Here is a 26,141-nt window from a genome sequence, read left to right on the forward strand (position 1 = left end):
TGCGAGGGGCCGAGGCGCGGCAGGGCGGCGATGTCAGCGAGCAGCGCCCGGTCATGCAGCGTGGGCCGGGCATAGTCCGCCGCCCGGGCGAGCGGCAGAACCATTGCGCCGCGGGTGCCGGCGGCGTTGCGCATGACGATCTCGCGCCCGCCCTGGCCCTCGCGCACGCGGGCGAAGGCGAAGGCGGGCGTGGTGGCAGGCAGCACCACCCCGCGCTCGCGGAACGAGCCGGGCGACAGCGCCGCGTCCGGCGCGGCGCTGGGGGCGACGTCGCTGGCCGTGCTGGCAGGGCTCGTGCGGGCAAGGACTGGCATTGCCCGAGACTAGTCAGACAGACGTAACCGCTGCCTTAACCGGACCCCGCCCGGGCGTGCCTAGAGCAGCGCCCGACCTTCCGATCGATTGATTCCAATCCATCGGATCGTGCTCTAGAGGCTCAACGCCCCTGGAAAACGGGCTTCTTCTTCGCGAGGAAGGCGCGGAAGGCGTTCTGGAAGTCCTCGGTGCGCACGAAGTCGTTCACCGCCGCCTCCTGCTCCGCCGAGATCGGCAGCGGCCCGCGCAGCGCGACGAGCGCGCGCTTGTGAAAGCGCGCCGACAGCGGCGCTCCCTCGGCGATGCGGCGGGCGAGCGCCATCGCCTCCTCCTCCACCCTGTCGTCCGGCACGACGCGCGACAGCAGGCCCTTCTGGTACGCCTCCGTTCCGTTGAAGATGCGCCCCTCGATGAAGATCTCGGCGGCCACGGCGGTGCCGGCGATCTGCACCACCGGGTCCATCTCCGCGTAGGGGTACCAGATGCCGAGGTTGCGCGCGGTGATGCCGAAGCGGATGCCTTCGCCGGCGACGCGGAAGTCGCACATCGTGGCGATCCCCGCGCCGCCGCCGATGCAGACGCCGCGGATCATCGCGACCGTCGGGTGGATGCAGGCGCGGATCGACTGCATGCCCTGGTGCACGATCTCGCCGTAGTGGTCCTCCTTCTCGCGCGTGCCGCGTTCGGCCTCGAAGGCAGAGATGTCGGCGCCAGCGCTGAACGCCTCGGCGCCCGCGCCGCGCAGCACCACGGCGCGGAGCGAGCCGTCATCGGACAGCGCCCGCATCGTCGCCGCGAGCGACTGCCACATCGCGAGGTTGAAGGCGTTGCGCTTCTCCGGACGATCGAACACCACGACGGCGATCTCGCCGTGCCGTTCGGTGCGTATATGGGCGTTGTCTGTCACGAAGTCGGTTCCTTCCGGGTTCGTATCCGAGATCAGCTGTCGAAGGCGGGGCGGCTCTTGAGGTGCCGCCAATGGTGCCAGAGAAGCCGGGCGGCGAGGCCGCGATACGGCGCCCAGGGTTCGGCGAGCGCGCGCAGGCCCTTCTCCGAGGGCCGCGCGTCGAGCCCGAGCAGGGCCTGGGCGGAGCAGGCGAGCGCAAGGTCCGCGGCGGGGAACACGTCGCGCCGCTGCATGGCGAACAGGAGGTAGATCTCTGCCGACCAGCGGCCGAAGCCGTTCAGCGCGCTGATCGCCTCGATCACCGCCTCGTCCTCCATGGCGGCGAAGCGCTCGGGGTCGATCCGCCGGGTGACGACCGCTTCGGCAAGCCCGCGCGCATAGGCGATCTTCGGGCGCGACAGCCCGGCCTCGCGAAGCCGCTCGTCAGGCAGCGCGAGCAGGCGCTCCGCGCTCGGCGGCGCACCAAGCAGCGCGACCACGCGCGTCCAGATCGCCGCGGCGGCGAGGTTGCTGATCTGCTGGCCGACGATGGCGGCGAGAAGCCCCGGGAACCCGGCCTCGCGGGTGCGCCAGGGAAGCGGGCCGGCCGCCCGCAGGACCGGCGCGAACTCGGGCGCGCGCGAGACGAAACGGCGGAGCGCGGCGCGCTCGGCGGGCGGAAGGGGAGGGGGCAGGGCGGCATCGGACACGGCGGAGAGAATGCCTTCCCGCCGCGCCGAGGCAAAGCCGCCGCGCGCCACGGCCCCCTGTCGCGCGCGGCCCGACCCTGCGGCCCCTTCGGGGTCAGCCGATCCGGCGGACGCGACCCGTGTCGCGGTCCATCGTGAAGCGGGCGATGACGCCGCCGTTCTCGGTGGTCAGCGTGAACTCCGCGGCGCGGCTGCCTGCGTCCTTCACCTCGCCGATGCGCCAGTTGCGCTCGCCGAACCAGAGAAGCCCTGCCTCCGCGATCTTCTTCACGTCGTCATTGGTCAGGTTCTTGTTGTCGCGGTTGATGAAGAACTGCGCGAACGTGCCGCCGCGGCCGCCATGCGCGTGGTAGCCGCGATGGTCGCCGCGCCGGCCATGCTCGCCCATCATCCATTGCGGCTGGCCGCCTTCGCCGCGCGGACCCATCATTCCCGGACCCATCCCGGGGCCGCGCGGGCCGCCCTCGGTCATCATGCCCGGGCCGGGGCCGGGGCCGCCCTGGGCATAGGCGCCCATCTTGCCCGCGCCGTAGCCGACGAGGCCCGCGCTCGCGAGCCCGCCCGCGACCAGCGTCACCTTGATCCAGCGATTCATGGCTGCTCGTTCCTTCTCCGTGTTGCCCCGTCGGTCCGGGGATGGGGCGAGCATCCGCCTGCGAGGTTGCCGGCGTTTGTGGCGCCGTTGCGCGCCTGTGAGCGAGTGTAACGGCGTGTTGCAGGCGCCCCTCCGGCAACGCGGCGTGACAGGCCGGCGATTGCCCGCCCGGCGTGCCCCGCGCCAGAGTGCGGCCATGGCAGAGCCTCTTCCGCACATCCTCGTCGTCGACGACGACCGTGAGATCCGCGACCTGCTTGGCCGCTTCCTCGAGAAGCACGGGTTCCGCGTCACCACGGCGCGCGACGGGCGGGAGCTTCGCCGGCTCTGGCCGTCGGCGCGCTTCGCGCTGGTCGTGCTCGACCTGATGCTGCCTGGCGAGGACGGGCTCGCGCTTCTCCGCTTCATCCGAGGCGAGGGGCGCACGCCGGTGGTGATGCTGACGGCGATGGGCGAGGAGACCGACAGGATCGTCGGGCTCGAGCTCGGGGCGGACGACTACGTGCCGAAACCCTTCAACCCGCGCGAGCTGCTGGCCCGCATCCGCGCGGTGTTGCGTCGCGCCGAAGGCGCGGCGGAGGACGCCAACCCGTCGGCCGCGACCTACCGCTTCGCGGGCTGGACGCTCGAGACGGCGCGTCGGCGGCTGATCTCGCCTGCCGGCGTCGAGGTGCCGCTGACGGGGGGCGAGTACGAGCTTCTTGCCTGCCTCGCGGACAGGGCCGGGCGCGTGCTGACGCGCGAGATGCTGATGGACCTTCTGCACGGCCGCACGGCGGGGCCGTTCGACCGGGCGATCGACGTCGCGGTCAGCCGCGTGCGCCGCAAGCTCGACGACGATGCGAAGAACCCCGCCCTGATCAAGACCGTCCGTGGCGGGGGCTATGTGCTCGCCGCGGAAGTGGAACGGGCATGAAGCTTTGGCCCCGCTCGATCGCCGGGCGCACCTTCCTCGTGCTCCTGCTTGGCCTGTTCGCCGTGCAGGTCGTGGCGCTGACCATCCATGCCTTCGACCGGGTGGAACTCCAGCGCGCGGCGCAGGCGCGCGAGGCGATCGGGCGGACCGCCGCACTTTGGCGCGCCATGCAGATGACGCCGCCCGACCGGCGCGACGCTGTCGCGCGAAGCTACGACCTCCCCGACGGCCTTGCCGCGACCGTCGATGCCCGCCCGCTAGCGCCCGAGTACGGGCTCGCGCCCAACCCCGCGCTCGACCGCCTCGCGGCAGGGCTCGGTCGCCTCGGCCCGCCGGCGATGCGCCCGAGGGAGGTTCTCGTGGGCGGCGAGCCGCGCCGGGCGGTGATGGCGAGCCTGAGGCTTGCGGACGGCACCTGGCTCAACGTCGCGCACCGGCCGCCGCCGCCGCGCCCCTGGTCGAACCCCGGCTTCCTCGCAGCGCTCGCGCTGATGACGGGGGCGGTCGCCGCGCTCTCCTTCTGGGCGGTGCGGCGGACAACCCGGCCGATCAGCGATCTCGCCGCCGCGGCAGAGCGGCTCGGGCGCGACGTCAACGCCCCGCGCCTGCCCGAGGCGGGCCCGGCCGAGGTGGCGCAGGCGGCAGCGGCGTTCAACACGATGGCCGATCGCATCTCCCGCTTCGTGGCCAACCGGACCGCGATGCTCGCCGCCATCGGCCATGACCTGAAGACCCCGATCACCCGGCTCAGGCTTCGCGCGGAGTTTGTCGAGGACGACGCCGTGCGGGGGAAGATCCTCGCCGATCTCGACGAGATGGAGAGGATGATCGCCGGCACCCTCGCCTTCGCGCGCGACGAGGCGGCAGCCGAGCCGATGGGGCGCGTCGATCTCGCGGTGCTGCTCCGCACGGTCGCGGACGAGGCGAACGACGTCGCCGGCGAGGAGGTGGTGACGCTCGCGGCCCCCGAGCACCTGCCCGTGCAGGGCCGGCCGCTCGCGCTCAAGCGGGCGGTGGCCAATCTCGTGGGCAATGCGGTGGCCTATGCCGGGCGGTGCGTGGTGCGGCTCTCGGGACCCGAGCATGGGCTCGTTCGCGTCGCCGTCGAGGACGACGGGCCAGGCATCCCGGAGGCCGAGCTCGAGCGCGTGTTCCAGCCCTTCCACAGGCTCGAGGCGAGCCGGAGCCGCGAGACGGGCGGCACGGGGCTCGGGCTCACCATCGCGCGCTCGATCCTGCGCGGCCATGGCGGGGACGTGACGCTCGCGAACCGAACCCCGCGGGGCCTCGCGGCAATCGCGACGCTGCCGGCCTGACCGGGGCTTAGGCGAGCAGGGCGCGCAGCCGCTCCACCGCGCTGTCTGGCGTCGTCAGCACGCGCCTGCCCGTGGCGGCGGCGACCGCTCCCGCAGCGCGGGCGAGGCTGAACTGCGCGAGCGCGATCACGTCGGCCCCCGCGAGCGTGGCGGCGACCGTCGCCGCCTCACGGTCATGCCCCACGCCGTCGCCGGCATCGAGGGCGGCGAGCGCGGCCGGCGCGCAGGCCTCCTCGAGCGCGAGCGCCACGCCGCGTGCGGCGGCCGCGTCGGCGAATTCCGGCCGCATCGAGGGAAGCGTGGCGGGAAAGGTCGCGAGAAGCCCGATGCGTCCCGAGGGCGCTGCCTCGAGCGCGGCGTCGATCATCGCCTCGTTCGGCTTGAGCACGGGGATGGTCGGGTGCGCGGCCTTCACCGCATCGATGCAGGGGCCGAAGGCGGAGCAGGTGAACAGGATCGCATCCGCCCCGGCGCGTCGGACATAGGCCGCGAGTTCGAGGAAGCGCTGCGTCATCGCCTCGGTGATGCGGCCGTCGCGGGCGAGGTCGGCAGAGAGGCTGTCATCTAGAAGGTTGGCGAGCGTCGGCGCTGGCCAGAGCCGGGCGAAGGCCGCAGCGATCGGCCCAGGCGAGTGGCGCAGCGCGTGGATCAGCGCGATTCGCGGTGTTGCCATGAGGCGCGCGCGCTCAGGGAACCGGGCAGCGGACGAGAGGCGAGGGGAACTCGACGCAGCCCGGGAACTCGATCTCGTGCTCGCCGATGCGGCGCACCGTCAGCACGTTCGGGTTGGCGCAGCCGAAGCCGCCGGCGCTCATCGCCTGGCCGAACTGCCCGCCCTGGCGCGGCAGCGGGCGGAAGCGGAACTCGATGCCGCCATCGGCTGTCGCCCGCGCCGTCTCGACGATGCGCTGGGTGTAGATCGGCTCGAGCAGGGTGGTGCGAAGGACGATGTCGCGCGTGAAGATTACGCTCGGGCTGGCGTAGCAGGCTTCCGCGTCCTGGCCGCGGACAGGCGGCAGGCTTCCCCCTGTCCAGGAGCCGTAGAGCCAGGAATGCGGCTCGTTCTGGGCGGAGGAGGACAGGGGGGCGAGAAGCAGGAGGGCGGCAAGGATGATGCGGTGCACGGCGTCGTCCCGGGTGATGGTGCTGCGCCGAGGTTAGCCGACCGTGGCCTCCTGCGAAACCGGGGCCCCTTCAGGCGCGTGCGGGAACGGGCGTGCGCGGGTCCTTTACCGGCAGGTTCACGAGCGAGGCGAAGCCACCCGCCGCGATCGCGATCAGCCACATCCCGTCATAGCTGCCGGTGCGGTCCCAGATCACGCCGGCGAGGCTCGCGCCCATGAAGCCGCCGATCTGGTGGCCGAGGAAGACGAGGCCGAAGATCGTGGCGAGCCACTGCGTGCCGAAGCGCCGCGCGACGAGCCCCACGGTCGGCGGCACGGTGGAGAGCCAGAGCAACCCCATGGCTGCCGAGAACATGATCAGCGTCGTCTCGTTCTTCGGCGCGAGGAAGAACGCCGTCATCACCGCCGCGCGGGCGCCGTAGATGAAGACCAGAAGCTCCCGCCTCCGCCAGCGGCCGGAGAGCTCGCCCGAGATCATCGCGCCCATGATGTTGAAGAGCCCGATGATGCTGATCGAGGTCGCGCCCCAGGAGGGGTGAAGCCCGCAGGAGGCGACGAAGCCAGGCAGGTGCACCGTCAGGAACGAGACATGCACGCCGCAGACGAAGAAGCCGAAGAACAGGCACCAGAAATGGCTGGTGGACAGCGCCTCCTTCAGCGCCGCGCCTGCCGCCTGCGGCCGACCTTCGTGCTTGGGTTGGGGACGGTCGGCGAGCGGCAGGGCGAGCGGCATCGCGAGGATCGCCACCCCCGCCATGGCGAAGAGAGCGCCCTGCCAGCCGAAAAGGTCGATGCCGGCCTGCACGATCGGCACGACGGAGAATTGCCCGAAGGAGGAGCCGGCCGTGACGAGCCCCGTCGCCCGGCCGCGCATCTCCTGCGGCAGGAGCCGCGACAGCCCGGCCATGACGATGGGAAATCCGGCGGCAGAGACGGCGACGCCCAGCACCAGCGCCGCGCCGAAATAGAACAGCGCGAGCGACCCGGCGATCGCCATGACCACGAGCCCGATCGCGTAGAGCACCCAGCCGCTCCAGAGCACGGTGCGGCCGCCGAACCTGTCCGCCACGTTGCCGCAGATCGGCTGGCTGATGCCGTTGAGCAGCACCTGCAGCCCGATGGCGAGCGCGAAGGCAGAGGCGGTCCAGCCGTGATGGGCGGTCATCGGCCCGAGGAACAGCCCGAAGCTCTGCCTCAGCCCCATCGAGATGGCGCAGAGCACGACGGCGCAGGTCAGAAGCAGGCGGGGGCTCACGGGCATGCGCGCGGGAGCTTAGCGGCCCGGCACGCCCGACCCCAAGGCATAGGTGTGATGATATCCATGCGCGCCGATGATGGCCGGCTTGCGCGAGGGGGGCGCGGCGTGGCAGGTGCTGCGCGCCGGACCCTCCGCCCTCCCGCCAGGACCCATCCGTGGAACTTCCCTTCATCCGCCCCCTCTACGAGTGGACGCTCAGGCTCGCCGCCCACCCGAAGGCGAAGCTCTGGATGGCCGGCATCTCCTTCGCCGAGTCGAGCTTCTTCCCGATCCCGCCCGACGTGATCCTGGCGCCGATGGCGGTGGCTCGCCCGGAAGGGTGGTGGCGCGCGGCGCTGATCTGCACCATCGCCTCCGCGCTCGGCGGCGTTGCCGGCTACCTGATCGGCTGGGGGCTCTACGAGGCCGTCGCGATCCCGATCATCAACGCCTATGACCTGCACGAGGCGAACGAGCGGTTCCGCGAGCTCTATCTCGAGTATGGCTGGGTCGTCGTCGCGATCGCTGGGTTCACGCCCATTCCCTACAAGCTCGCCACCATCGCGTCCGGTGCCGTCGGGATGGCGATCATCCCCTTCATCCTCGCCTCGGTGCTGAGCCGCGGGGCGCGGTTCTTCATGGTCGCCTTCGTCGCCGCACGGTTCGGCCCGCCCGTGCTCTCGATGATCGAGAAGCGGCTGACCTTCTTCACGATCCTCTTCCTCGTCCTGCTCGTCGGCGGCTTCGCCCTCGTCCGCTTCATCTGACGATCAGCGTGGCGCAACGAGGGCGCTGATCTCCTCGAGGCTCGCAGGGTCGTCGATCGTCGGGGGCACGGTGAAGCTCTGGCCGTCCGCAATCCTGCGGATCGTCGCGCGCAGCACCTTGCCCGACCGCGTCTTCGGCAGGCGCGGCACGACGCGGGCCGACTTGAAGGCCGCGACGGGGCCGATCCTGTCGCGCACCATCCGGACGAGCTCCGCCTCGAGCGTCGCCTCGTCCTTCGCCACGCCCGCCTTCAGCACGACGAGGCCAAGCGGCACCTGGCCCTTCAGCGTGTCGTGCACGCCGACGACGGCGCATTCCGCGACGTCGGGATGCGCGGCGAGCACCTCCTCCATCGCGCCGGTCGAGAGCCTGTGGCCGGCGACGTTGATGATGTCGTCGGTCCGGCTCATCACCGAGACGTATCCCTCCTCGTCGATCATCCCCGCGTCCGAGGTCGTGTAGTAGCCGGGGTGCTGGGCGAGATAGGCGTCGCGGAAGCCCTGCTCGTTGTTCCAGAGGGTGGGCAGGCACGAGGGCGGGAGGGGAAGCTTCACTGCGAGATCGCCGATCGTGCCGGCTGGGACTTCCCGCCCCGCCTCGTCGAGCACGCGCACGTCGTAGCCGGGGGAGGGCTTGCCGCCCGAACCCGGTTTGGTCGGGAACAGGCCGAGGCCCCGGAAATTGCCGGTGATCGCCCAGCCCGTCTCTGTCTGCCACCAGTGGTCGATCACCGGCTTGCCGAGCAGCCGCTCTGCCCAGACGACCGTGTCGGGGTCGCACCGCTCGCCGGCGAGGAAGAGGGCCTCGAGGCGGGAGAAGTCATGCCGCCGCATCAGCGCGCCATCGGCATCCTCGCGCTTGATAGCGCGGATGGCCGTCGGCGCGGTGAACAGCGCCTTCACCCGATGCTCTGCGCAGACGCGCCAGAACGCCCCGGCATCGGGCGTTCCCACCGGCTTGCCCTCGTAGACGATGGTGGTGCAGCCGGCGAGAAGCGGGCCGTAGACGATGTAGCTGTGGCCGACCACCCAGCCGACATCCGACGCCGCCCAGAACACGTCCCCCGCGCCGACGCCGTAGAGCATCGACATCGAGGTCGCGAGCGCGACCGCATGCCCGCCATTGTCGCGCACGATGCCCTTCGGCCGCCCGGTCGTTCCGGAGGTGTAGAGTATGTAGAGCGGATCGGTCGCTGCGACCGGAACGCAGGGATGCGGCGCGGCGGCCCGCTCGGCCTCCGCCCAGTCATGGTCGCGCCCCGCGGTCATCGCCGCCTCGAGTTCGGGCCGCTGCAGGATCAGGCAGGCGGAGGGCTTGTGCGGGGAGAGGTCGATGGCCGCGTCGAGAAGCGGCTTGTAGGCGACGGTGCGCCCCGGCTCGAGCCCGCAGGAGGCCGAGACGATGACGCGCGGCGTCGCATCGGCGATGCGCGAGGCAAGCTCGGCCGCCGCGAAGCCGCCGAACACGACGGAATGGACGGCGCCGAGCCGCGCGCAGGCGAGCATCGCGATAACCGCCTCGGGCACCATCGGCATGTAGACGATCACGCGGTCGCCGGCGCGGACGCCGAGCGCGGCGAGCAGGCCTGCGACACGGGCGGTGCGCTCGGTGAGTTCGGCGAAGCTATAGCGCACCTGCCGACCCGTCATCGGGCTGTCCCAGATCAGCGCGGCCTGATTTCCGCGCCCGGCGAGGACGTGGCGGTCGAGCGCGTTGTGGCAGGTGTTCAGCGCCCCGTCCGGAAACCAGCGGCCATACACGCCTGCCTCGGCGTCAAAGGCGCGGCGCGGCTTCACCTGCCACTCCAGCGCTTCAGCCTTGGTGGCCCACCAGGCGGCGGGGTCTGCGCGCCAGGCGGCGTACGCCTCTGCATAGCCCGAGGGCGGGGATCCTGTTGTCATTGCTGCATTTTCCGCTTCGTCCCAACCGCGTCCGGACACCGTGCGCCTGCCTGCCGCGGCGTGCCAAGACTGCGCCGTACGGCGCGGTGCTGCAACGACTCTCGCGCCGCGCGCACCACTTCGCGCTTTCGGTTCTGTCTTCTCGCCTCGGACAACAGAGCGTAGATTCCCTCTAGCGACTCACACTCATGGGTTGTTTTCTCACGAAAAAGAGAGCACGGTTGTCGCGTACACAGTCGTATGCGCTGAACCGGGAGCACCATGACCGCGTCATTCCGTCCCCCGCCCCCCTGCGCCTCGCCTGCGGGCCTGTTCGAATGCCTGCGCGTGTTGGCGGAGGAGGCGCGTGCGATCGGCCTCGACGAGGCTGCCCGCACCATCCTGCTCGCCGCAGACTTCGTCGCCATCGAGGCCGAGGAGCATGGGCTCTCGGTGCGCGACTCTCCAAGACGCCCACGCGACGCACGCGTCGGCTGAGGACTCTTCCCCGGCGCTGCGTGCCGCGGCGGGGAGGCTGGCGCATCGTCACGCAGCCGGCTGCTGCGCAGCCGATGCGTTCTACGCGCCATCTGGTGCAAGCATCTTCACGCATCCCGTTGCTGCGCAGCGGATGCGATCTGCTCTAGCCTTTACCGCGGATGGCACCGCCACGACATCGCGGGCAGGGACCCGGGCTGATCGGCCGCATTCTGCGCGCCGCCGCGGATGCATTGCTGAGCCCGAACGCCGAGGAACGCAGGGCACGCCACGCCGCCCCGCTCCTGCTCCCCGAAGGCCCGCTCGCGTCCTGCCGCTATGTCGTGTTCGACCTCGAGACGACCGGCCTCTCCCCGAGCTTCGGCGACAGGATCGTTTCGATCGGCGCAGTGCGGGTCGAGCAAGGGCGGGTGCTCGAGGCGCCGCGCTTCGCGAGCTTCGCCCAGCCGGGTCGGCCCATCCCGCCCGCCGCGACCGCCATACACGGCATCACCGACGCGATGGTCGCGCACGCCCCGACCTGGCCGGAGGCAGTGGCCGCCTTCCACGGCTTCGTGGGCGATGCCGTGCTCGTCGCGCACAACGCCGCGTTCGACATCGCCTGCCTGCACGCTGCGGAGGGCCAGGCGGGCGTGCACTTCGCCAACCCTGTGCTGTGCAGCCTTCGCCTCTCGCAATGGCTCGACCCTGACGAGGCGGCGCATGACCTCGATGCGCTCGCCGCACGCCACGGCCTCGTCGTCTCAGGCCGCCACGATGCGCTGGGCGACGCGGAGGCGACGGCGCATCTCTTCTGCGACATGCTCCGCCGTGCCGAGGCCCGACGCATCGCCTCGCTCGGCGAGCTGTTCCGGCGCACCCGCATGGCCGAGCAGATCGCTGCCGGCGCGGAACGGTTCTGACGCTCAGACCCCGCCCGTCAGCGCAGCGACCGTCGCTCGCTGGAACGAGGAGACGGCCTTCAGCGCGTCGCGCAGCGCCGCGCGGTCGGGTTTCGCGAGCGCGGCCGTGTCGACGAGGTTGCCCGCCTCCAGACCCTGGGCGAGATCGTCCAACTGTTGCCGCAGCATCCGCTCGACGATCAGGCCGAAGGCGTCCTCGAGCGCCCTGCGGTCGCCCGCCGACACGCTGCCTTGGGCTGCGAGCGCGGCAAGCCGCGCGCGCGTGCCTGTCTCTGCCACGCCATGGTGGAGCGCGAGAAGCCGCACCGAGGACACGAGCGGCATCAGCCCCGACAGCTTCAGGTCGGTCCGCGTTCCAGGGCCCGGTTCGTCGTCGCGGAACCCGCCCCAGAAGGAGAGGCCGACGGAGAATTTCGCATCCTCCGCCGCAAGCGCTGCGAGGAAGGCGGGCCTTGCGACCAGCGCTTTGGTCAGGTGCGCGCGAAGCTCCGCCGCCGGCCCGGCCTCTCCGCAGGCCGGGCGGAAGTCGAAGGCGATGTCGCCGAAAAGGAGGGCCGCTGGCGTGCGCCGTGCCGTCCAGAGCGTGAACTGCTCCTTCCACTCCCCGAGCGTCTTCCGCCACAGCGGGTTGCGCGCCATCACGCCCCCCTTGCACAGCGTGAAGCCTGCCGCGGCGAGGCGTGCGTTCAGGTCCTCGGAGAAGGGGATGAACCAGGCATCGACCTCCGCATGCCGATCGTCGGGCCGGTCGCCGAGGATCAGGCCGTTGTCCTGGTCGGGGAACAGGAAGCTCTCCCCGCGCCCGGCCGAGCCCATGACGAGGAGCGTGAACGGGACCGGCGGGGGCGAGCCCATGTCTGCGAGCGCGCGGGCGACGCAGGCGCGATGGATGTCGAGGTTGATCTCCGAGACGACGCCGATCACGTCGGCTGCGGCCACGCCGTCGTCGAGCAGGGTGCGGGCGAGGCCGGACTGGGCGGCGCGGGTGCGGGCGAAGCCTGCCTCGTCATCCTCCGCCGCGAGCGATTCCAGCATGTCGAGCAGCCGCCCGGACGCGGCGGCATAGGTCTCGAATCGGTGCAGCATGCCGACGGGCCGCCCGAGCCCGTCGAGCACCGGGAGGTGGCGAAGCCGCCTCAGCCGCATGCGGCCCACGGCGCGCCAGAGCTTCTCCTCCGCCTCGACGCCGAGCACGGGCGCGGTCATCACCGCCCCCAGCGGCGTTTCGGGGGCGGTTCGGAAGGCGATGCGGCGGGCGATGTCCTGCTCGGTCAGGATGCCGATCGCACGGCCCTCGGCATCGACGACGAGCACGGAGGACTGCCGCGCCGCCGCCATCGCCGCCACCGCCTGGGCGACCGGGGTGTCTGGTGGGAGGCAGGGCGGAGGCGGCACCATCGCCGCCCTGGCCGTTCCGGTGAAGGCGGCCGGCCGCCCTGTCATGGGGGCAGCGCGGCGAGGGCCGCCGCGAGGGGGACGGGCTCGAACTGCCGCTCGAGATCCTGCTCCGCCGAGACGAGGTGCATCCTCAGCGCCCCGAGGATCGAGGGGGTTTCGCCCTTCCTGAGGTTCGGGTGGATCGGCAGCGTCTCGAGAAGCACGGGCGCGGCTTCCATGGGCAGCTCCGTCACCTTCCTGGGCGCGGCGAGCTGCAGCCGGGAGAGGCGGGGGGCGAGAGCGGCGATCGCGGCCTCCGCCTCCCGGCTCAGGTCGTCCGGCACGCCAGCGGTCCTGATCGCCGCTGCGGCGAGGCCGGCGAGGGGGGCGACGAGCCGGGCAGGCTCGGCGGCGTGCGGGCGGAGCCAGGCCTCGGCCATCGCCGCGACATCGCCCTGCGCGGCGAGATAGGTGCGCCAGCGGCAGGCGGTGAGCGGGGTGGTGAACACCGGGTCGTGCAGGGCGTTGTGCCAGTTCACGCCGAGCTTCACGGCGCAGTAGTCGAGCACCGTCTTCTGCGCGAGATAGGCGCCGCGTGCTGCGAGGAAGGCGGCGAAGCGGTCGGTGTCGGCGCTTTTTGTGCGGCGCAACAAACGGTTCAGCATCGCCGTGCCGGGCGTTTGTGAAAGACCTGAAAAGCGCTGTAAACGTTTCGCATTACTTCACAAACCCGTTGGCGACGCGACGGGCACCGTGCTACCAGCGAATCAGACGTCTGGGGAAGCACCGTGTCGCGGCGCCACGCCGTGGCCCGATAAGACGACCGCAGGACGCGACATGGCGGCACCAGCCGCAGCGAGGGGAGAAGCAATGGCAGGAATAGTCGAGCCAGGGAAAACCGCGCCGGCAGCGCCGCCCGCAGTGGTCGATCCCGCGACGGCGGCTGCATACTGGAAGAAGACGTCCGGGCTGATGTGGACGATGCTCGCCATCTGGTTCGTTGCGGGCTTCTTCATCCACCTCTTCGCGCCGACGCTGAACACCATCCACGTCTTCGGCTTCCCCTTGGGCTTCTACATGGCCGCGCAGGGCAGCCTCATCATCTTCGTCGTGCAGCTCTTCTGGTTCGCAAGGCGCCAGAACGAGATCGACGAGGAATTCGGCGTGGCCGAGGAGTGACCTGACCATGGCCGCAGAGAAGGACGCCTTCCTCTCCCAGCTCAACAAGATCTACGCCGGCTATGTCGGCGGCTTCGCCGTGTTCGTGGTGATCCTCGCGGTCCTCGAGCAGATGGGCGTGCCCGACCGCGTGATCGGCTACCTGTTCGTGGCGCTGACCATCGGCGTCTACGCCTATATCGGCATCCTCAGCCGCACGATGCAGGTCAGCGAGTATTACGTCGCGGGCCGCCGCGTTCCCGCCATCTACAACGGCATGGCGACGGGGTCCGACTGGATGTCGGCCGCGAGCTTCATCGGCATGGCGGGCAGCCTCTACCTGCTCGGCTATGGCGGGCTTGCCTTCATCCTCGGCTGGACCGGCGGCTACGTGCTCGTCGCCATCCTGCTCGCGCCGTATCTCCGGAAGTTCGGCCAGTACACGGTGCCCGACTTCCTCGGCGCGCGCTTCGGCGGCAACGCCGCCCGCTTCGTGGGCGTGATCGTGCTGATCACCGCCTCGTTCACCTATGTCGTGGCGCAGATCGTCGGCGTCGGCATCATTACCCAGCGCTTCCTCGATGTCGGCTTCGCGGTGGCGGTGTTCATCGGGCTCGCGGGCATCCTTGTCTGCTCGATGATGGGCGGCATGCGCGCCGTCACCTGGACGCAGGTGGCGCAGTACATCGTGCTGATCATCGCCTACCTCATCCCGGCGATCCTGATGTCGGTGAAGCTCACCGGCGTGCCGATCCCGCAGCTGATGTACGGCGTCGCGCTCGAGAAGATCGAAGGGCTCGAGGCCGCGATGCGCGCCGCGGGCCAGGTGGTTCCGTTCCACACCGGCGCCTTCGTGACGCCGACCGGCGCGTTCTCCATGCCGGCGGCGATCAACTACTTCGCGCTGATCTTCTGCCTCATGGTCGGCACCGCCTCGCTGCCGCACATCCTGATGCGCTACTTCACCACGCCTTCGGTGCGCGAAGCGCGGCAGAGCGTGGCATGGTCGCTCTTCTTCATCTTCCTGCTCTACTTCACCGCGCCGGCCTATGCCGCCTTCGCCAAGCTCGAGATCTACCAGAACGTGATCGGCCAGCCGATCGCGAGCCTGCCGGACTGGCTGCAGAACTGGCAGCTGATGTCGCCCTACGGCACGCCGTGGATCAACATCACCGACCGCAACAACGACGGCATCCTCCAGCTCGCCGAGTTCGCCATCCATCCTGACGTGATCGTCCTGGCGACGCCCGAGATCGCGGGCCTGCCCTACGTGATCGCCGGGCTGGTGGCGGCGGGCGGCCTGGCCGCTGCGCTCTCGACCGCGGACGGGCTGCTTCTCGCGCTGGCCAACGCGCTCAGCCACGACATCTACTACCGGATGGTCGACCCGCACGCGCCGACCAAGCGTCGCCTCTATGTCGCGCGCGTGCTGCTCATCGTCGTGGCGCTCATCGCGGCCTACACTGCGGGCAATCTTGGCGCAGACATCCTGTTCCTCGTCGCCTGGGCGTTCTCCATCGCCGCCGCGGGGCTCTTCGCCGCGCTGGTGATGGGCGTCTGGTACAAGCGCACGACGAACACGGCAGCGATCCTCGGCATGGCCGTCGGCTACATCGTCACCTTCGGCTACCTGCTCTGGACCGAGTTTGCCGGCCTCCACTTCATGGAGATGTTCGGCACGAAGGAGACGATCACCGCCGCCTACCGCCAGTATGTCGGCATCGCCGCGATCAGCGCCGAGGCGAAGGCGCCGATCCAGGCGCTGCTCGCCAGCCCCGACCAGATCACCGCCGGCCCGCTCTCCGGCTGGCTGTTCTGGGCGGACTCGGCTGTGGCGCGCAACCGGGTTGGTGCGAGGCTCTGGGGCATCAACAACATCGCCGGCGGCATCTTCGGCGTGCCCCTGTCGTTCCTTGTCATCTACGTCGTGAGCCAGATCACCCCGGCTCCGTCGAAGGCGATGCAGGACTTCGTCGAGAGCATCCGCATCCCGAGGGGCGGCGTGAAGCTGGTCGACCAGGAGCATGCCGTCGACTGACGCCGGCGTCTCCCTGGCTTCCCGTGCGGGGCGGGGCGGATCATTCCGCCCCGCCCCTGCCTTTGCGCCCTTCGCCTGCTTTGCCACCCCGCCGCCCGCCGCCGGCTTCACCCCGCCCTCGCCATCGGAACGATGACGTCCGAGCCGCACTTCATCCTCTCCTACCTGCCCTTCTGGGTGGTGACCTACGGGCTCGCCGTGCTTGCCTGGACGTCGGCCGGGCGATTCCTGCTCCAGGTCATGGTCGCTCCCGACAGCCGCAACTACATCTGGCGCGGCTTCCGCTTCCTGACGGACTGGTGGCTCGCCGCAATCCGGTTCGTCACGCCGCTCTACGTGCTGCCGTTCTACCTTCCGCTTGTCGCCGCCTTCTGGGCCTTTCTTCTCCGCTACATCGCGACGCTCGCGATGTTCGCGATGGGACTCGCGCCCCGGCTCTCGACCATGCAGGGCGGCTGAGGCCATGACGCCGCAGACGCTCTTCGTTCTCACCGTCGGCGTCGCCGCGCTGGCCGGCCTCGCCCACATGCTCGGACAGACGCTCCTCTTCGCCATCGTGTTCGCGACCGCACCGATCTGGTGGCCGGAGGTGTTCGGCTTCTACCCGGCGGTGATCGCCTATGCCGCCTCGCTCCTGATCGCCACGGCGACGCTGCTCGCGGGCGGCATTCCGGCTGCCCTTGCCGAACGGTCGAGCGGCCAGGCGGCGCCGTCGGTCTGGCCGATGACGGTCTGGCTCGTCGCGGTCTCAGCGCTCACCCTCGCGGGACTGGCGATAGGGCGGGCTTAGGCGCACAATGGCGGGCTTCAGGGAGCCTCGGCCATGGAGCAAATCGTCTCGGTCGCGGATCAGACCATCAGGCGCGCCTGCGGCTTCGCCGCGTTCGGCGTCTCCGCAACCATGCTCGCCCTCTGTTTCGACCTCGTGCTCGCGCTCCGCGTCGGCGCGGTGCTGACCTCCGCGATCTGCCTCTCGCTGTTCATCCAGGCCTGCCGCGCGCCTTTCGCCGACGTGCGACGGACGGAGCTCTACAGCGTCGTCGGACGGAGCCTTTCCCTGCCGCGCGATCGGACGCAGCGCCTGCTCGGCGAGGTGTTGGCCGAGCGGTATCTCTGGCACGCCGACCGGGCGGCCGTGGCCGCGATCGCGCTCTGGGCAGGGGCGTTGATGCTCGTCTGCCTGCGCCTGCTGCGCGCCCTGCTTCTCGGGTAGCGACGCGAGAACTCAGCCGGTCAGCACGGCCTTGCCGATGCGGGTGACCGACAGCGTCAGCGCGCCCTCCGGCAGAACGGGCGAGAGGCCTGCGATGACGAGCACCGCGCCGGCCGGAAGCTCGCCCACCGCGCCCGCAGCCTCTGCCACGTCGCGCAGCGCAGCCGCGACATCGATGCTGCCCGACCAGGCCACGCCGCCATCGGCGCCGGTGACGGTGGCCATGCGCGGCACGGCCGCCGCCTCCTGCCAGCCCGCGCGCGCCGGACCACCGAGCACAACCGCGCCGAACCCGGCGAGGTCTGCCATGAAGCAGGGAAGGTCGGCCGGCCCGGCCGTGTAGCGGCTCGCGGCGACGTCGAGCGCCGCGTGCAGCGTGCCGATGCGCGCGATCACCTCGCGGGCAGACCAGGGCCTGGCGCGGGCCGGAAGGGGCTTCGCGAGCTGAGCGATGAGCGCCGCCGTCACGGCGGGGCGGTGCAGCGGCGGGGCGGCCACCGGCCCATGCAGGAGGCGGGGTGCGAAGACCGGTCCCGCAATCGGCGGGCCATCGGGCATGCCTTCCGGCCTGGGGACGAGGCGGACCCCGACATTCGGCAGCCCCAGCGCCGCTGCGGCAAGCGAGGCGATGCGGCGCGCCTGCGCAGGCGTCGTCGGAGCGAGCTCGGCCGGGAAGGGGGCGAGCGTGTTGCCGCTCGTCACCGCCTCGACGAGATACTCCGCCGCCCGCTTCTGCGCCTCGGCCGAAAGCCTTGGCATCGGCCTAGTTTAACGACGGCAGCGCAGGCACGAGATCCTCCGTCTGGAAGCCGCCTTCGGGGATGCCCGATGGCGCCACCGCCGGGGCGTTCGGGTCCGGTCCGTAGAGGTAGTCGGGCAGGAACTCGACGATCCCCGGGAACACGTAGACCGCGAACATGCAGAGCACGACGATGAAGATGAACGGCATCACGCCGGAGAAGATCTCCTCGAGCCGCACATGCTTCGGTGCCACGCCCTTCAGGTAGAACGGCGCCATGGCGACGGGCGGCGACAGGAAGCTCGTTTGCAGGTTGAGCGCGACGATGATCCCGAAGAACAGCGGATCGATGCCAAAATTGTCGAGCAGAGGCAGGAAGATCGGAACAAAGATGACGATGATCTCGGTCCACTCCAGCGGCCAGCCGAGGACGAAGATGATTGCCTGTGCGAGCAGCATGAACGTGAAGCTGTTGAGGCCGAGAGAGAGAACGAAGTTCTCCACGACGCTCTGGCCGCCGAGATACCCGAACACCGAGGAGAAGATGAAGCTGCCGATGAACAGCCAGCACACCATCGCTGAGGTGCGCGCCGTGAGGTACACGCTTTCGGCGAGCTTCTCCCAGGTGAAGGCGCGGTAGATGATGGCAAGGATGATCGAGCCGAGGCTGCCCATCGCGGCGGCCTCCGACGGCGTCGCCCAGCCATAGATGATCGCACCAAGGACGAGCGCGATCAGGCTCGCGAGTGGGAAAAACCCTGTCGCAAGCGAAATGAGGACGGTGCCGAACGGCACGTTTCGCTCTTCCGGCGGAAGCGGGGGCGCCCAGCTCGGCCGCAGCATGGAGATGCCGATCGCGTAGGCGACGTAAAGGGTTGCGAGCATGAGGCCGGGAATGAAGGCCGCGGCATACAGCTTGACGACCGACACGCCGGCCGTCGCGCCATAGAGGATCAGCATGATCGAGGGCGGGATGAGAATTCCAAGGCAGCCGCCCGCGCAGACCACGCCGGAGGCAAGCCGAACGTCGTAGCCGGCCCGAAGCATGGCGGGGAAGGCGAGCAGGCCCATCAGCGTCACCACCGCGCCGACGATGCCGGTGGCGGTCGCGAACAGCGCGCACGTAACGAGCGTCGCGACGGCAAGCGCGCCCGGGAGGCCGCCGGAGGCGAGCTGGAGACTTCGGAACAGCCTGTCGAGGATGTTCGCCCGCTCGATGATGTAGCCCATGAAGACGAAGAGCGGGATCGATATGAGCACGTCATTGCTCATGACGGCATAGGTTCGCTGCACGAGCAGATCGAAGATGCGGCCTTCCATGCCGAGATAGCCGAAGAACAGGCCGAGCGCCATCAGCGTGAAGGCGATCGGAAAGCCGAGGCAAAGCAACACGATGAACAGCCCGAGCATCGTCAGGCCAAGCTGCGGATCGGTCATGGCCGCTCTCCCCCCCGGGCTTCAGACATCGCCATGGCGCAGGCCCTCGTCTTCCGCGCGGCGCATCTCGGCGAGACGTCGATCCTCCTCGGCCCTTGCGAGGATGATTTGCTCGAGCTCCTGCACGTCGGACAGACGCTGCGGCCATTCGCCCGTTTGCAGGCACTGGATGCAGCGCACGACCTCGGCAAAGCCCTGGATAAGCAGCAGCACCCCGACGACCGGGATCAACCCCTTGAACGGCCAGATCACCGGCCCGGTGGGGCTGAACATGCTGCGCTCGTTCTGCGCCATCGAGGCTTCGAAAAAGAACCATCCCGAGTAGACGAATGCGATCATCGCGGGGAAGAAGAAGAGGAAGTACAGGACCAGATCGAGGCCAGCCTGCGTGCGCGGCGCCCAGTTCCGATACAGGAAGTCACCGCGCACATGCCCGTTGCGTGACAGCGCATATCCGCCCGCCATCATAAACAACGTGCCGTACAGCATGTACGAGACGTCGTAGCCCCATGTCGTCGGCGCGGTGAACAGTTTGCGCGCCACGATCTCGTACGTCACCGTCAGCGTCAGCACCACGACTGACCAGGCGAAGAGCTTGCCGATGAAGGCGCTCATCCTGTCGATCGCAAGCAGGAGCCCTTGCATGGTCAGGTGCCTCCGAAGCGGTCAAGAAAAAGCCCGCCGGAGCGTGTCTCCGGCGGGCCCATTGCGCCGTCCGCCCTCAACCGCGGGCGAAGAAGTGGTTGAACGAGAGAACCGACGATGCGTCGTAGCGCAGGTAGAAGGTCTGCACCCGGCGGCACCAGGCACGCTGGCTGTCGCACACCTTCTTGAAGAATGCGCCGGCGGCCGGCGACGAGGTGTCGGCCTCGAGCTTCTGGATGACGGCGTCCCAGGCGCGGAGCTGGGCCTCGAGGACTGGCCGGGGCGTCGTCATGACGCGAACCCCCTGTGTCTGCGCCATCTCGTTCAGGTCCTTGGAGTACCGGTCCTGCTGCTTCCAGCTCATGTCAGCCGAGGCGGCCTCGGAGGCATGCCGCAGCACGCCCTTCAGCTCGGCCGGGAGCGCGTCGTACTTCTGCTTGTTGAACAGCACCTCGAAGGTCTCGGTGCGCTGGTGGAAGCTCTGGATCATGTACACCTTCGCCACGTCCGGGAAGCCGAGGACGCGGTCGGAGGAGGGGTTGTTGAACTCCGCGCCGTCGATCACGCCGCGCTCGAGAGCGGGCACGATCTCGCCGCCAGGCAGCGACACCACGGCGGCGCCGAGCTCGTTGAACAGGTCGGCCGCGAGACCCACGGTGCGGTACTTCAGGCCGCGGATCTGCTCGGCACGCTCGATCGGGTTCTTGAACCAGCCGAGCGGCTGCGTCGGCATCGGCCCGGTCTGGAAGCCGACCACGTTCACCTTGAGGATGTCGCCGATCAGCTCGTTGTAGAGGGCCTCGCCGCCGCCGTAGTAGAACCAGCCGAGAAACTGGTTGGCATCGCCGAACCACGGCGGCGCCGTGCCGAACAGGCTGAACGCCTTGTTCTTGCCGAACCAGTAGGCCGAGACGCCATGGCCGCCATCGAGCGTGCCGGACGAGACGGCATCGATGAGCTGGAACGCGCCGACGACCGCGCCAGCGGCAAGCAGCTCGAGCCGAAGGCGGCCACCAGCGATGGTGTTTACGCGCGTGACATAGTCCTGCGCGAACTCATGGAAGATGTCGCGCTGCGGCCAGGTGCTCTGGAAGCGCCACGTCACCGTCTGTGCGCGGCTGACCTGCGGCGCGGCGAGCGTGCCGGCCGCGGCAACGCCGCCGACCGCGGCAGTCGCCATGAAGCGGCGGCGGCCCGCTGCGGGCTTGCCTCCCTGAGTCGTCCCCTTGGTCATTCGTGTCCTCCTGTCCCGGCCGGCTGACCCGCTGGCAGATTTGCCGTTTGCCGGCTTCCGCAGGGCTTAACCACACCGCGCGAGGTTGCACAAGCGCCGCGGAGGGGCGCACGCGGCGGCATGCTCCCCACCGATACGCGCGGTTATACGATCACCGCGGTCGGAAACGAGCCCGGCATGCGCCTGTCACCCGCCCTGTGTCTGATCGCGACATCCCGGACTTCGGGGAAAGCAAGGAGACACCGATGCCGATGACCCGACGACCCTCCCGCCGCGCCGCCCTCACCCTCGCCCTCGGCCTTGCCGGACTGCTTACCGGAGCGGGCGCGATGGCCCAGCCGGCGGGCGATGCCGCACTCCCGCGCGGCGCCCGCCCCGAAGCCCAGCGCGAGCAGCTCACGCCCGAGCAGCGCGCCGCGCGCCGCGAGGAGGCCCGCAAGCGCTGGGAGGCGATGACGCCCGAGCAGCGCGAGCAGGCTCGTGCCCAGGCCCGCGCCCGCTGGGAGGCGATGAGCCCCGAGCAGCGCGAGCAGGCCCGTGCCCAGGCCCGCGCACGGTGGGAGGCGATGAGCCCGGAAGAGCAGGCGCAGGCCCGCGAGCGCATCCGCGCCCATCGCGAGCAGAAGCAGCGCGAGGCCCCCGCAACCCGCCAGAACTGACCCCGCGGCCTTACCCCGTGGGCTGACCCCGCAGGCTAAAGGCCCCGTCGCGGAAGGTTCCGCGGCGGGGCCGCGTTCGGTTCTTGCATCGGCGACCCGATCGTTCGTATACAAACGATCAGGACCCGAGCATGGCAGACGACACCGCCCTCCGAAGCCGAGACAGACGCCCCCGCCCGGGTGGCGAGGACGCCGCGCGCGAGGCGGCGGGGCCAGACTACGTGCTCGAGCACCAGGTCGGCCACCTCCTGCGCCGGGCGCACCAGCGCCATGCCGCCCTGTTCCAGGGCATGCTGGCCGACGCGGTGGGCAGCGACGCGGCGTTGACGCCCACGCAATGGGCCGCGCTGGTCAAGCTCGCAGGCCTCGGCGAGGCGACGCAGAACGCGCTCGGCCGTCTGACGGCGATGGACCCTGCGACCACCCAGGGCGTGGTCCGCCGCCTCATCGCGCGCGGCCTCGTCTCCCGCGCCGCCGACCCGGCCGACCGCCGGACGCTGAAGCTTTCCGTCACGCAAGCCGGCCGCGAAGCCGTCGCCGCCGCGCTTCCGGCCGCGTGCGCGATCAGCGAAGCGACCCTCGCGCCGCTCTCCGACGAGGAGCGCGACCTCTTCCTCGACCTCCTGCAACGGATGGCTTTCGCATGAGCGACCGCGCCCCCTCGGACATCCTCGCGGCTGCCGCCCGCCCGGCGCCGACGAGCGCCCTCAACGTCGAGACGGTGCTCACCGTGCACCACTGGACCGAGACGCTGTTCACGCTGACGACGACGCGCGACCCCTCGTTCCGGTTCGAGAACGGGCAGTTCGCGATGATCGGCATCCCCGTCAACGGCAAGCCGCTGCTCCGCGCCTACTCGATGGTCTCGGCGAACTACGAGGACACGCTCGAGTTCCTCTCGATCAAGGTGCCCGACGGGCCGCTCACCTCGCGGCTGATGCATGTCCGCCCGGGCGACGCGCTCTATGTCGGCCGCAAGCCCACCGGCACGCTGGTGATCGACTATCTCGTGCCTGGCCGTGCGCTGTTCCTTCTCTCGACCGGCACCGGCATCGCGCCGTTCATGTCGATCATCAAGGACCCCGCGACCTATGAGCGGTTCGACCGCGTGGTGCTGACGCATACCTGCCGCTTCGGCCGCGAGCTCGCCTACCGCGACTGGATCGAGAAGGAGCTTCCCGCGCACGAGCTGCTCGGCGAGGAGGCCTCCGCCAAGCTCACCTACTACCCGACCGTGACGCGCGACGGCGCTGGCCCCTGGCGCGAGGGCCGCATCACCGACCTGATCACCTCCGGCGCCTTCTTCGACCATCTCGGCCGCGGCCCGTTCGACCCTGCGTGGGATCGCATCATGATCTGTGGCGGCCCCGAGATGCTCGTCGATTGCCGGCGCATCGCCGAGGAGGCCGGGTTCGACGAGGGCTCCTCGAGCAAGCCCGGCACCTACGTGATCGAGAAGGCCTTCGTCGAGAAGTGACGACGCGCGCGAGAGCGCGCGCGGGCGATTGATCCTGCCTTCGGTCGCGGCCACACTCCCGCGCCGGGAAGGGGAGATCAGCCATGGCGCTTGCCGCTGGGCCCGAGAAGCAGGTCGGTAGACTCGTCATCCGCAATGTCGGGCTGATGCTCTCTGGCAAGCTCGAGGCGCCGATCCTCGATGCCGACACGCTGGTCGCCGAAGGCGGCAGGATCGTCGCCGTCGGCCGCGAGAGGGACGTCGATACCGACGGCGCCCGCGTCACGATCGACGCCAAGGGCTGCGCGGCGAGCCCCGGCCTGATCGACAGCCATGTGCACCCCGTGTTCGGAGATTGGACGCCGCGGCAGAACCAGCTCGGCTGGATCGACAGCATGCTGAACGGCGGCGTCACGACCATGATCTCGGCCGGCGAGGTGCACCTGCCAGGCCGGCCGCGCGACATCATCGGCGTCAAGGCGCTCGCCATCACCGCGCAGCGCGCCTACGAGAATTTCCGCCCCGGCGGGGTGAAGCTCCTCGCCGGCGCGCCGGTGATCGAGAAGGGCATGGTGGAGAGCGACTTCGCCGAGCTCGCCGCCGCCGGCGTGACGCTTCTCGGCGAGGTCGGGCTCGGCACGGTGAAGGCGGGGGAGGAGGCCAAGCAGATGGTCGCCTGGGCCCGCAAGCACGGCATCCAGAGCACCATCCACACAGGCGGGCCCTCCGTTCCCGGCTCGGGCTACATCGATGCCGACACGGTGCTCGAGGCGGATGCCGACATCATCGGCCACATCAATGGCGGCCACACCGCGCTGCCTCTCTCGCAGATCCGCTGCCTCTGCGAGAGCTGCGGGCGTGGCATCGAGATCGTCCACAACGGCAACGAGCTCGCCGGGCTCACCGCGCTTCGCTTCGCCAAGGAACTTGGCCAGCTCGAGCGGGTGATCCTCGGCACCGACAGCCCCGCCGGCTCTGGCGTCCAGCCCTTGGGGATCCTCCGCATGATCGCGATGCTCTCCTCGCTCGGCGACATGCCGGCCGAGCTCGTCTTCGCCTGCGCGACCGGCAACACCGCGCGCATGCGCAAGCTCGACTGCGGCATCATCGAGCCTGGCCGCGCGGCGGATGTCGTGCTGATGGACCGCGCGCAGCACTCCTCCGGGACCGACCTTCTCGACAGCGTCAGGAAGGGAGACCTTCCGGGCATCGGCATGGTGGTAATCGACGGAATCGTGCGCTGCGGGCGAAGCCGCAACACGCCGCCTGCGGAGCGCGTTCCGGAGGTCGTTTCGTGAGCGATGACGCGGATCGGAGTGACCGGGCAAGGATGCTGGCCTCGCTCTGGCGGATGTCGCGCCAGGAGGCTCATGAGGTGAACATGCGCATTGCGATGCTTGAACAGGCGGTCGCCCGGGCGGTCGCCGGTGAGCCGGTGCCCGGCTCCGACGAACGGTGGGCCCAGGCGCTGGGCGACGCGGAGCTCTGGCTCGAGCGAGCGATGGCGAACACACGCGATATCGCTGCGCTGATCGAGGGGCGCGCATCGTGAGCGGCGCGCCCCTCGGCCCGGAGGTCGACGCCACGCCGCGCCCGCTTCCCGCACGCATCGCCCATCGCGGCCGGTCGGTCGATCTCGAGCCGCTGCATGTCCGCCACGTGCCCGATCTCTGGCGCGCCGCGCAGCGAGCGGACGATAGCTGGGCCTATCTCGGCTACGGCCCTTTTGCCGACGAGGCGGCGATGCGCCGCCAGGTCGGCGCGCTCGCGGCGATGCACGACCCGATGTTCTTCGCCGTGCGGCCCCACGTCTCGGGCACGATCACCGGCTGGCTCTCCTTCATGGAGATCCGCCCCGGGGACGGCGACATCGAGGTGGGGCACATCTGGTTCTCGCCCTCGATGTCGCGCACCCGGGCGGCGACCGAGGCGATGGTGATGCTGTTCCGCCATGCCATGGACGATCTCGGCTACCGCCGCCTTGTGTGGAAGTGCCACGCGCTGAACGCGCCGAGCCGCCGCGCGGCCGAGCGGCTCGGCTTCACCTACGAGGGCACGCACCGCAACCACCGCATCATCAAGGGCCGGTCGCGCGACACGGCCTGGTACTCGATCATCGACAGCGAGTGGCCGGCCTGCCGCGCGGCGATGCTCGCCTGGCTCGATGACGGCAACTTCGACCACAAGGGCGTGGCGAAGCGGTCGATGGCCTCGTTCCGCGGCTGAGCCGGCGGCTCAGATGCTGAAGACGCGCATCGTTCCGATGTTGTATCCGCGCTGGGCGCCGAGCGCGGCCTGCACCTTCTTGATGAACTCGGGCTCGAAGGCGTTGAGCTTGTTTGGCTCGCCGAGGCCGGGCGTTGCGGGGTCGCGGATGAAGATGCAGCCGTTCGTCGCCTCTTCCTTGTGAAGGTCGATCCGCACCTTGCCCGTGCGGTAGTAGCCGAGCTTGTCGTCGATCATCAGGCCAAAGTATTTGATGTCGAAATTGGTGTTGCGGTACAGCGACACGCTCTGCCCGTCCCAGGCGTTGTACACCTTGTTCGCCGTATGCTCCGTCCAGATCGAGGGGTGCTTGATCGACAGCGGCCGGCGCAGGAGCGCCGCGGCGATGAGCTTGCCGCTCTTGTCGAAGGCGATGATGAGGTCGTTGTCGTCGAACACGATCTCGGTTCCGGCCGCGCCCGATGTCGTCATGCCGCCGCCCACCGTCACGCGGCTCGCGTCGATGCCTGCATAGGCCGCGTCGAGGAAGCCTTCGCCGCCGCCCTTGACGATGAAGAACTGCAGGCGCCTGGCACCGCCCACGATGACCTTCCCGCCCGAGACATGCTTGATCAGCGCCTTGAGGTAGCCCTCGTCGGTGAGGCTGAGCCCGCCGGGCGGCACGCCGCCGAGGATCGCCGCATCGACCTTCGCCTTCGTCGCCGCCTCCGCGGCCTTCGAGTAGGTACCCATCGCACGTCGCCTTTCGTCGAAGCGCGGCTCCCGACCTCCGCTGGTTTCACGTCTGCCCGCGCTGGCGGCATCGCCGCGCG

Annotated in this window: 31 protein-coding genes; 16 read left to right on the top strand and 15 right to left on the bottom strand. The window is 70.0% G+C overall.

Annotated features, from left to right (window positions below):
* The 4 genes from FIF60_RS16320 to FIF60_RS16335 all read right to left on the bottom strand — a co-directional run.
* A partial coding sequence (locus tag FIF60_RS16320) for a hypothetical protein (RefSeq protein ID WP_144299356.1) occupies window positions 1-314 on the bottom strand: 314 nt, incomplete at its 3' end.
* A gap of 122 nt (window positions 315-436) precedes the next feature.
* A complete protein-coding gene (locus tag FIF60_RS16325; RefSeq protein ID WP_144299357.1) occupies window positions 437-1,222 on the bottom strand; it encodes an enoyl-CoA hydratase/isomerase family protein in 786 nt (261 codons plus the stop codon).
* Window positions 1,223-1,254: 32 nt separating this feature from the next.
* Window positions 1,255-1,962 (bottom strand): DNA-3-methyladenine glycosylase family protein, encoded by a 708-nt coding sequence (locus tag FIF60_RS16330; RefSeq protein WP_204251221.1) that lies wholly within the window; start codon window positions 1,960-1,962, stop codon window positions 1,255-1,257.
* 43 nt (window positions 1,963-2,005) lie between these two features.
* Window positions 2,006-2,506, bottom strand: coding sequence for a hypothetical protein (locus FIF60_RS16335; protein ID WP_144299358.1), 501 nt, complete (start codon window positions 2,504-2,506; stop codon window positions 2,006-2,008).
* A 196-nt stretch (window positions 2,507-2,702) separates the two neighbouring features.
* Between FIF60_RS16335 and FIF60_RS16340 the strand changes: the two genes are divergently transcribed.
* Complete coding sequence (locus FIF60_RS16340; protein ID WP_144299359.1) at window positions 2,703-3,422, top strand: response regulator; 720 nt, start codon at window positions 2,703-2,705, stop codon at window positions 3,420-3,422.
* Complete coding sequence (locus FIF60_RS16345) at window positions 3,419-4,738, top strand: ATP-binding protein (RefSeq protein WP_144299360.1); 1,320 nt, start codon at window positions 3,419-3,421, stop codon at window positions 4,736-4,738. Before FIF60_RS16340 ends, FIF60_RS16345 begins: the two co-directional genes overlap by 4 nt.
* A 7-nt stretch (window positions 4,739-4,745) precedes the next feature.
* On the opposite strand, the gene FIF60_RS16350 is transcribed toward FIF60_RS16345, so the two are convergent.
* From FIF60_RS16350 to FIF60_RS16360, 3 genes are all read right to left on the bottom strand, one after another.
* The gene (locus tag FIF60_RS16350; RefSeq protein WP_144299361.1) at window positions 4,746-5,411 is read right to left on the bottom strand and encodes an aspartate/glutamate racemase family protein; all 666 of its coding nucleotides are present in this window, start codon (window positions 5,409-5,411) and stop codon (window positions 4,746-4,748) included.
* Between the two features lie 13 nt (window positions 5,412-5,424).
* On the bottom strand, window positions 5,425-5,862 hold the full coding sequence (locus tag FIF60_RS16355) for a hypothetical protein (protein WP_144299362.1): 438 nt from the start codon (window positions 5,860-5,862) through the stop codon (window positions 5,425-5,427).
* A gap of 70 nt (window positions 5,863-5,932) precedes the next feature.
* Window positions 5,933-7,123: an MFS transporter gene (locus tag FIF60_RS16360; RefSeq protein WP_144299363.1), complete on the bottom strand. Its 1,191-nt coding sequence runs from the start codon at window positions 7,121-7,123 to the stop codon at window positions 5,933-5,935.
* Between the two features lie 152 nt (window positions 7,124-7,275).
* Here FIF60_RS16360 and FIF60_RS16365 point away from each other — a divergent pair, with 152 nt between their 5' ends.
* Window positions 7,276-7,866, top strand: coding sequence for a YqaA family protein (locus FIF60_RS16365; RefSeq protein WP_239451675.1), 591 nt, complete (start codon window positions 7,276-7,278; stop codon window positions 7,864-7,866).
* Between the two features lie 3 nt (window positions 7,867-7,869).
* On the opposite strand, the gene FIF60_RS16370 is transcribed toward FIF60_RS16365, so the two are convergent.
* Window positions 7,870-9,768 carry a propionyl-CoA synthetase gene (locus tag FIF60_RS16370; RefSeq protein ID WP_144299364.1) on the bottom strand — a complete coding sequence of 633 codons (1,899 nt, stop codon included), beginning with the start codon at window positions 9,766-9,768 and terminating at the stop codon, window positions 7,870-7,872.
* A gap of 261 nt (window positions 9,769-10,029) precedes the next feature.
* Here FIF60_RS16370 and FIF60_RS16375 point away from each other — a divergent pair, with 261 nt between their 5' ends.
* Window positions 10,030-10,245, top strand: a complete 216-nt coding sequence (locus tag FIF60_RS16375; protein WP_144299365.1) for a hypothetical protein — start codon at window positions 10,030-10,032, stop codon at window positions 10,243-10,245.
* Window positions 10,246-10,406: 161 nt separating this feature from the next.
* A complete protein-coding gene (locus FIF60_RS16380) occupies window positions 10,407-11,147 on the top strand; it encodes a 3'-5' exonuclease (RefSeq protein WP_144299366.1) in 741 nt (246 codons plus the stop codon).
* A gap of 3 nt (window positions 11,148-11,150) precedes the next feature.
* Here FIF60_RS16380 and FIF60_RS16385 read toward each other — a convergent pair whose 3' ends face one another.
* Complete coding sequence (locus tag FIF60_RS16385; RefSeq protein ID WP_144299367.1) at window positions 11,151-12,590, bottom strand: DUF294 nucleotidyltransferase-like domain-containing protein; 1,440 nt, start codon at window positions 12,588-12,590, stop codon at window positions 11,151-11,153.
* Window positions 12,587-13,174 (bottom strand): hypothetical protein, encoded by a 588-nt coding sequence (locus FIF60_RS16390; protein ID WP_144299368.1) that lies wholly within the window; start codon window positions 13,172-13,174, stop codon window positions 12,587-12,589. The genes FIF60_RS16385 and FIF60_RS16390 overlap by 4 nt, the downstream gene beginning before the upstream one ends.
* Window positions 13,175-13,394: 220 nt before the next feature.
* Between FIF60_RS16390 and FIF60_RS16395 the strand changes: the two genes are divergently transcribed.
* From FIF60_RS16395 to FIF60_RS16415, 5 genes are all read left to right on the top strand, one after another.
* Window positions 13,395-13,703, top strand: a complete 309-nt coding sequence (locus FIF60_RS16395; protein WP_144299369.1) for a DUF4212 domain-containing protein — start codon at window positions 13,395-13,397, stop codon at window positions 13,701-13,703.
* A 7-nt stretch (window positions 13,704-13,710) separates the two neighbouring features.
* The gene (locus FIF60_RS16400) at window positions 13,711-15,720 is read left to right on the top strand and encodes a sodium:solute symporter family protein (protein WP_144299370.1); all 2,010 of its coding nucleotides are present in this window, start codon (window positions 13,711-13,713) and stop codon (window positions 15,718-15,720) included.
* Window positions 15,721-15,852: 132 nt separating this feature from the next.
* The gene (locus FIF60_RS16405; RefSeq protein ID WP_144299371.1) at window positions 15,853-16,179 is read left to right on the top strand and encodes a YggT family protein; all 327 of its coding nucleotides are present in this window, start codon (window positions 15,853-15,855) and stop codon (window positions 16,177-16,179) included.
* A gap of 4 nt (window positions 16,180-16,183) precedes the next feature.
* On the top strand, window positions 16,184-16,510 hold the full coding sequence (locus FIF60_RS16410) for a hypothetical protein (RefSeq protein WP_144299372.1): 327 nt from the start codon (window positions 16,184-16,186) through the stop codon (window positions 16,508-16,510).
* A gap of 33 nt (window positions 16,511-16,543) precedes the next feature.
* A complete protein-coding gene (locus tag FIF60_RS16415) occupies window positions 16,544-16,933 on the top strand; it encodes a hypothetical protein (RefSeq protein ID WP_144299373.1) in 390 nt (129 codons plus the stop codon).
* Window positions 16,934-16,945: 12 nt separating this feature from the next.
* On the opposite strand, the gene FIF60_RS16420 is transcribed toward FIF60_RS16415, so the two are convergent.
* From FIF60_RS16420 to FIF60_RS16435, 4 genes are all read right to left on the bottom strand, one after another.
* Window positions 16,946-17,692: a hypothetical protein gene (locus FIF60_RS16420; RefSeq protein ID WP_144299374.1), complete on the bottom strand. Its 747-nt coding sequence runs from the start codon at window positions 17,690-17,692 to the stop codon at window positions 16,946-16,948.
* A 4-nt stretch (window positions 17,693-17,696) separates the two neighbouring features.
* On the bottom strand, window positions 17,697-19,109 hold the full coding sequence (locus FIF60_RS16425; protein WP_144299375.1) for a TRAP transporter large permease: 1,413 nt from the start codon (window positions 19,107-19,109) through the stop codon (window positions 17,697-17,699).
* A 21-nt stretch (window positions 19,110-19,130) separates the two neighbouring features.
* Window positions 19,131-19,724 carry a TRAP transporter small permease subunit gene (locus FIF60_RS16430; RefSeq protein ID WP_239451676.1) on the bottom strand — a complete coding sequence of 198 codons (594 nt, stop codon included), beginning with the start codon at window positions 19,722-19,724 and terminating at the stop codon, window positions 19,131-19,133.
* 106 nt (window positions 19,725-19,830) lie between these two features.
* Window positions 19,831-20,988 carry a TRAP transporter substrate-binding protein gene (locus tag FIF60_RS16435; RefSeq protein WP_144299377.1) on the bottom strand — a complete coding sequence of 386 codons (1,158 nt, stop codon included), beginning with the start codon at window positions 20,986-20,988 and terminating at the stop codon, window positions 19,831-19,833.
* A gap of 251 nt (window positions 20,989-21,239) precedes the next feature.
* Here FIF60_RS16435 and FIF60_RS16440 point away from each other — a divergent pair, with 251 nt between their 5' ends.
* The 6 genes from FIF60_RS16440 (at window position 21,240) to FIF60_RS16465 (ending at window position 25,329) form a co-directional block, all read left to right on the top strand.
* Complete coding sequence (locus tag FIF60_RS16440) at window positions 21,240-21,647, top strand: DUF3106 domain-containing protein (protein ID WP_204251222.1); 408 nt, start codon at window positions 21,240-21,242, stop codon at window positions 21,645-21,647.
* 131 nt (window positions 21,648-21,778) lie between these two features.
* The gene (locus FIF60_RS16445; protein WP_144299379.1) at window positions 21,779-22,294 is read left to right on the top strand and encodes a MarR family winged helix-turn-helix transcriptional regulator; all 516 of its coding nucleotides are present in this window, start codon (window positions 21,779-21,781) and stop codon (window positions 22,292-22,294) included.
* Entirely contained in the window at window positions 22,291-23,124 is an 834-nt protein-coding gene (locus FIF60_RS16450; RefSeq protein ID WP_144299380.1) for a ferredoxin--NADP reductase, read from the top strand. Before FIF60_RS16445 ends, FIF60_RS16450 begins: the two co-directional genes overlap by 4 nt.
* A gap of 83 nt (window positions 23,125-23,207) precedes the next feature.
* Window positions 23,208-24,401 (top strand): amidohydrolase family protein, encoded by a 1,194-nt coding sequence (locus tag FIF60_RS16455; RefSeq protein WP_144299381.1) that lies wholly within the window; start codon window positions 23,208-23,210, stop codon window positions 24,399-24,401.
* Between the two features lie 32 nt (window positions 24,402-24,433).
* Entirely contained in the window at window positions 24,434-24,655 is a 222-nt protein-coding gene (locus FIF60_RS16460) for a hypothetical protein (protein ID WP_144299382.1), read from the top strand.
* On the top strand, window positions 24,652-25,329 hold the full coding sequence (locus tag FIF60_RS16465) for a GNAT family N-acetyltransferase (protein WP_144299383.1): 678 nt from the start codon (window positions 24,652-24,654) through the stop codon (window positions 25,327-25,329). The genes FIF60_RS16460 and FIF60_RS16465 overlap by 4 nt, the downstream gene beginning before the upstream one ends.
* 9 nt (window positions 25,330-25,338) lie before the next feature.
* On the opposite strand, the gene FIF60_RS16470 is transcribed toward FIF60_RS16465, so the two are convergent.
* On the bottom strand, window positions 25,339-26,061 hold the full coding sequence (locus tag FIF60_RS16470) for a hypothetical protein (protein ID WP_144299384.1): 723 nt from the start codon (window positions 26,059-26,061) through the stop codon (window positions 25,339-25,341).
* Between the last annotated feature and the right edge of the window lie 80 nt (window positions 26,062-26,141).

The sequence above is a fragment of the Elioraea rosea genome, assembly GCF_007644105.1.
GTDB lineage: Bacteria > Pseudomonadota > Alphaproteobacteria > Acetobacterales > Acetobacteraceae > Elioraea_A > Elioraea_A rosea.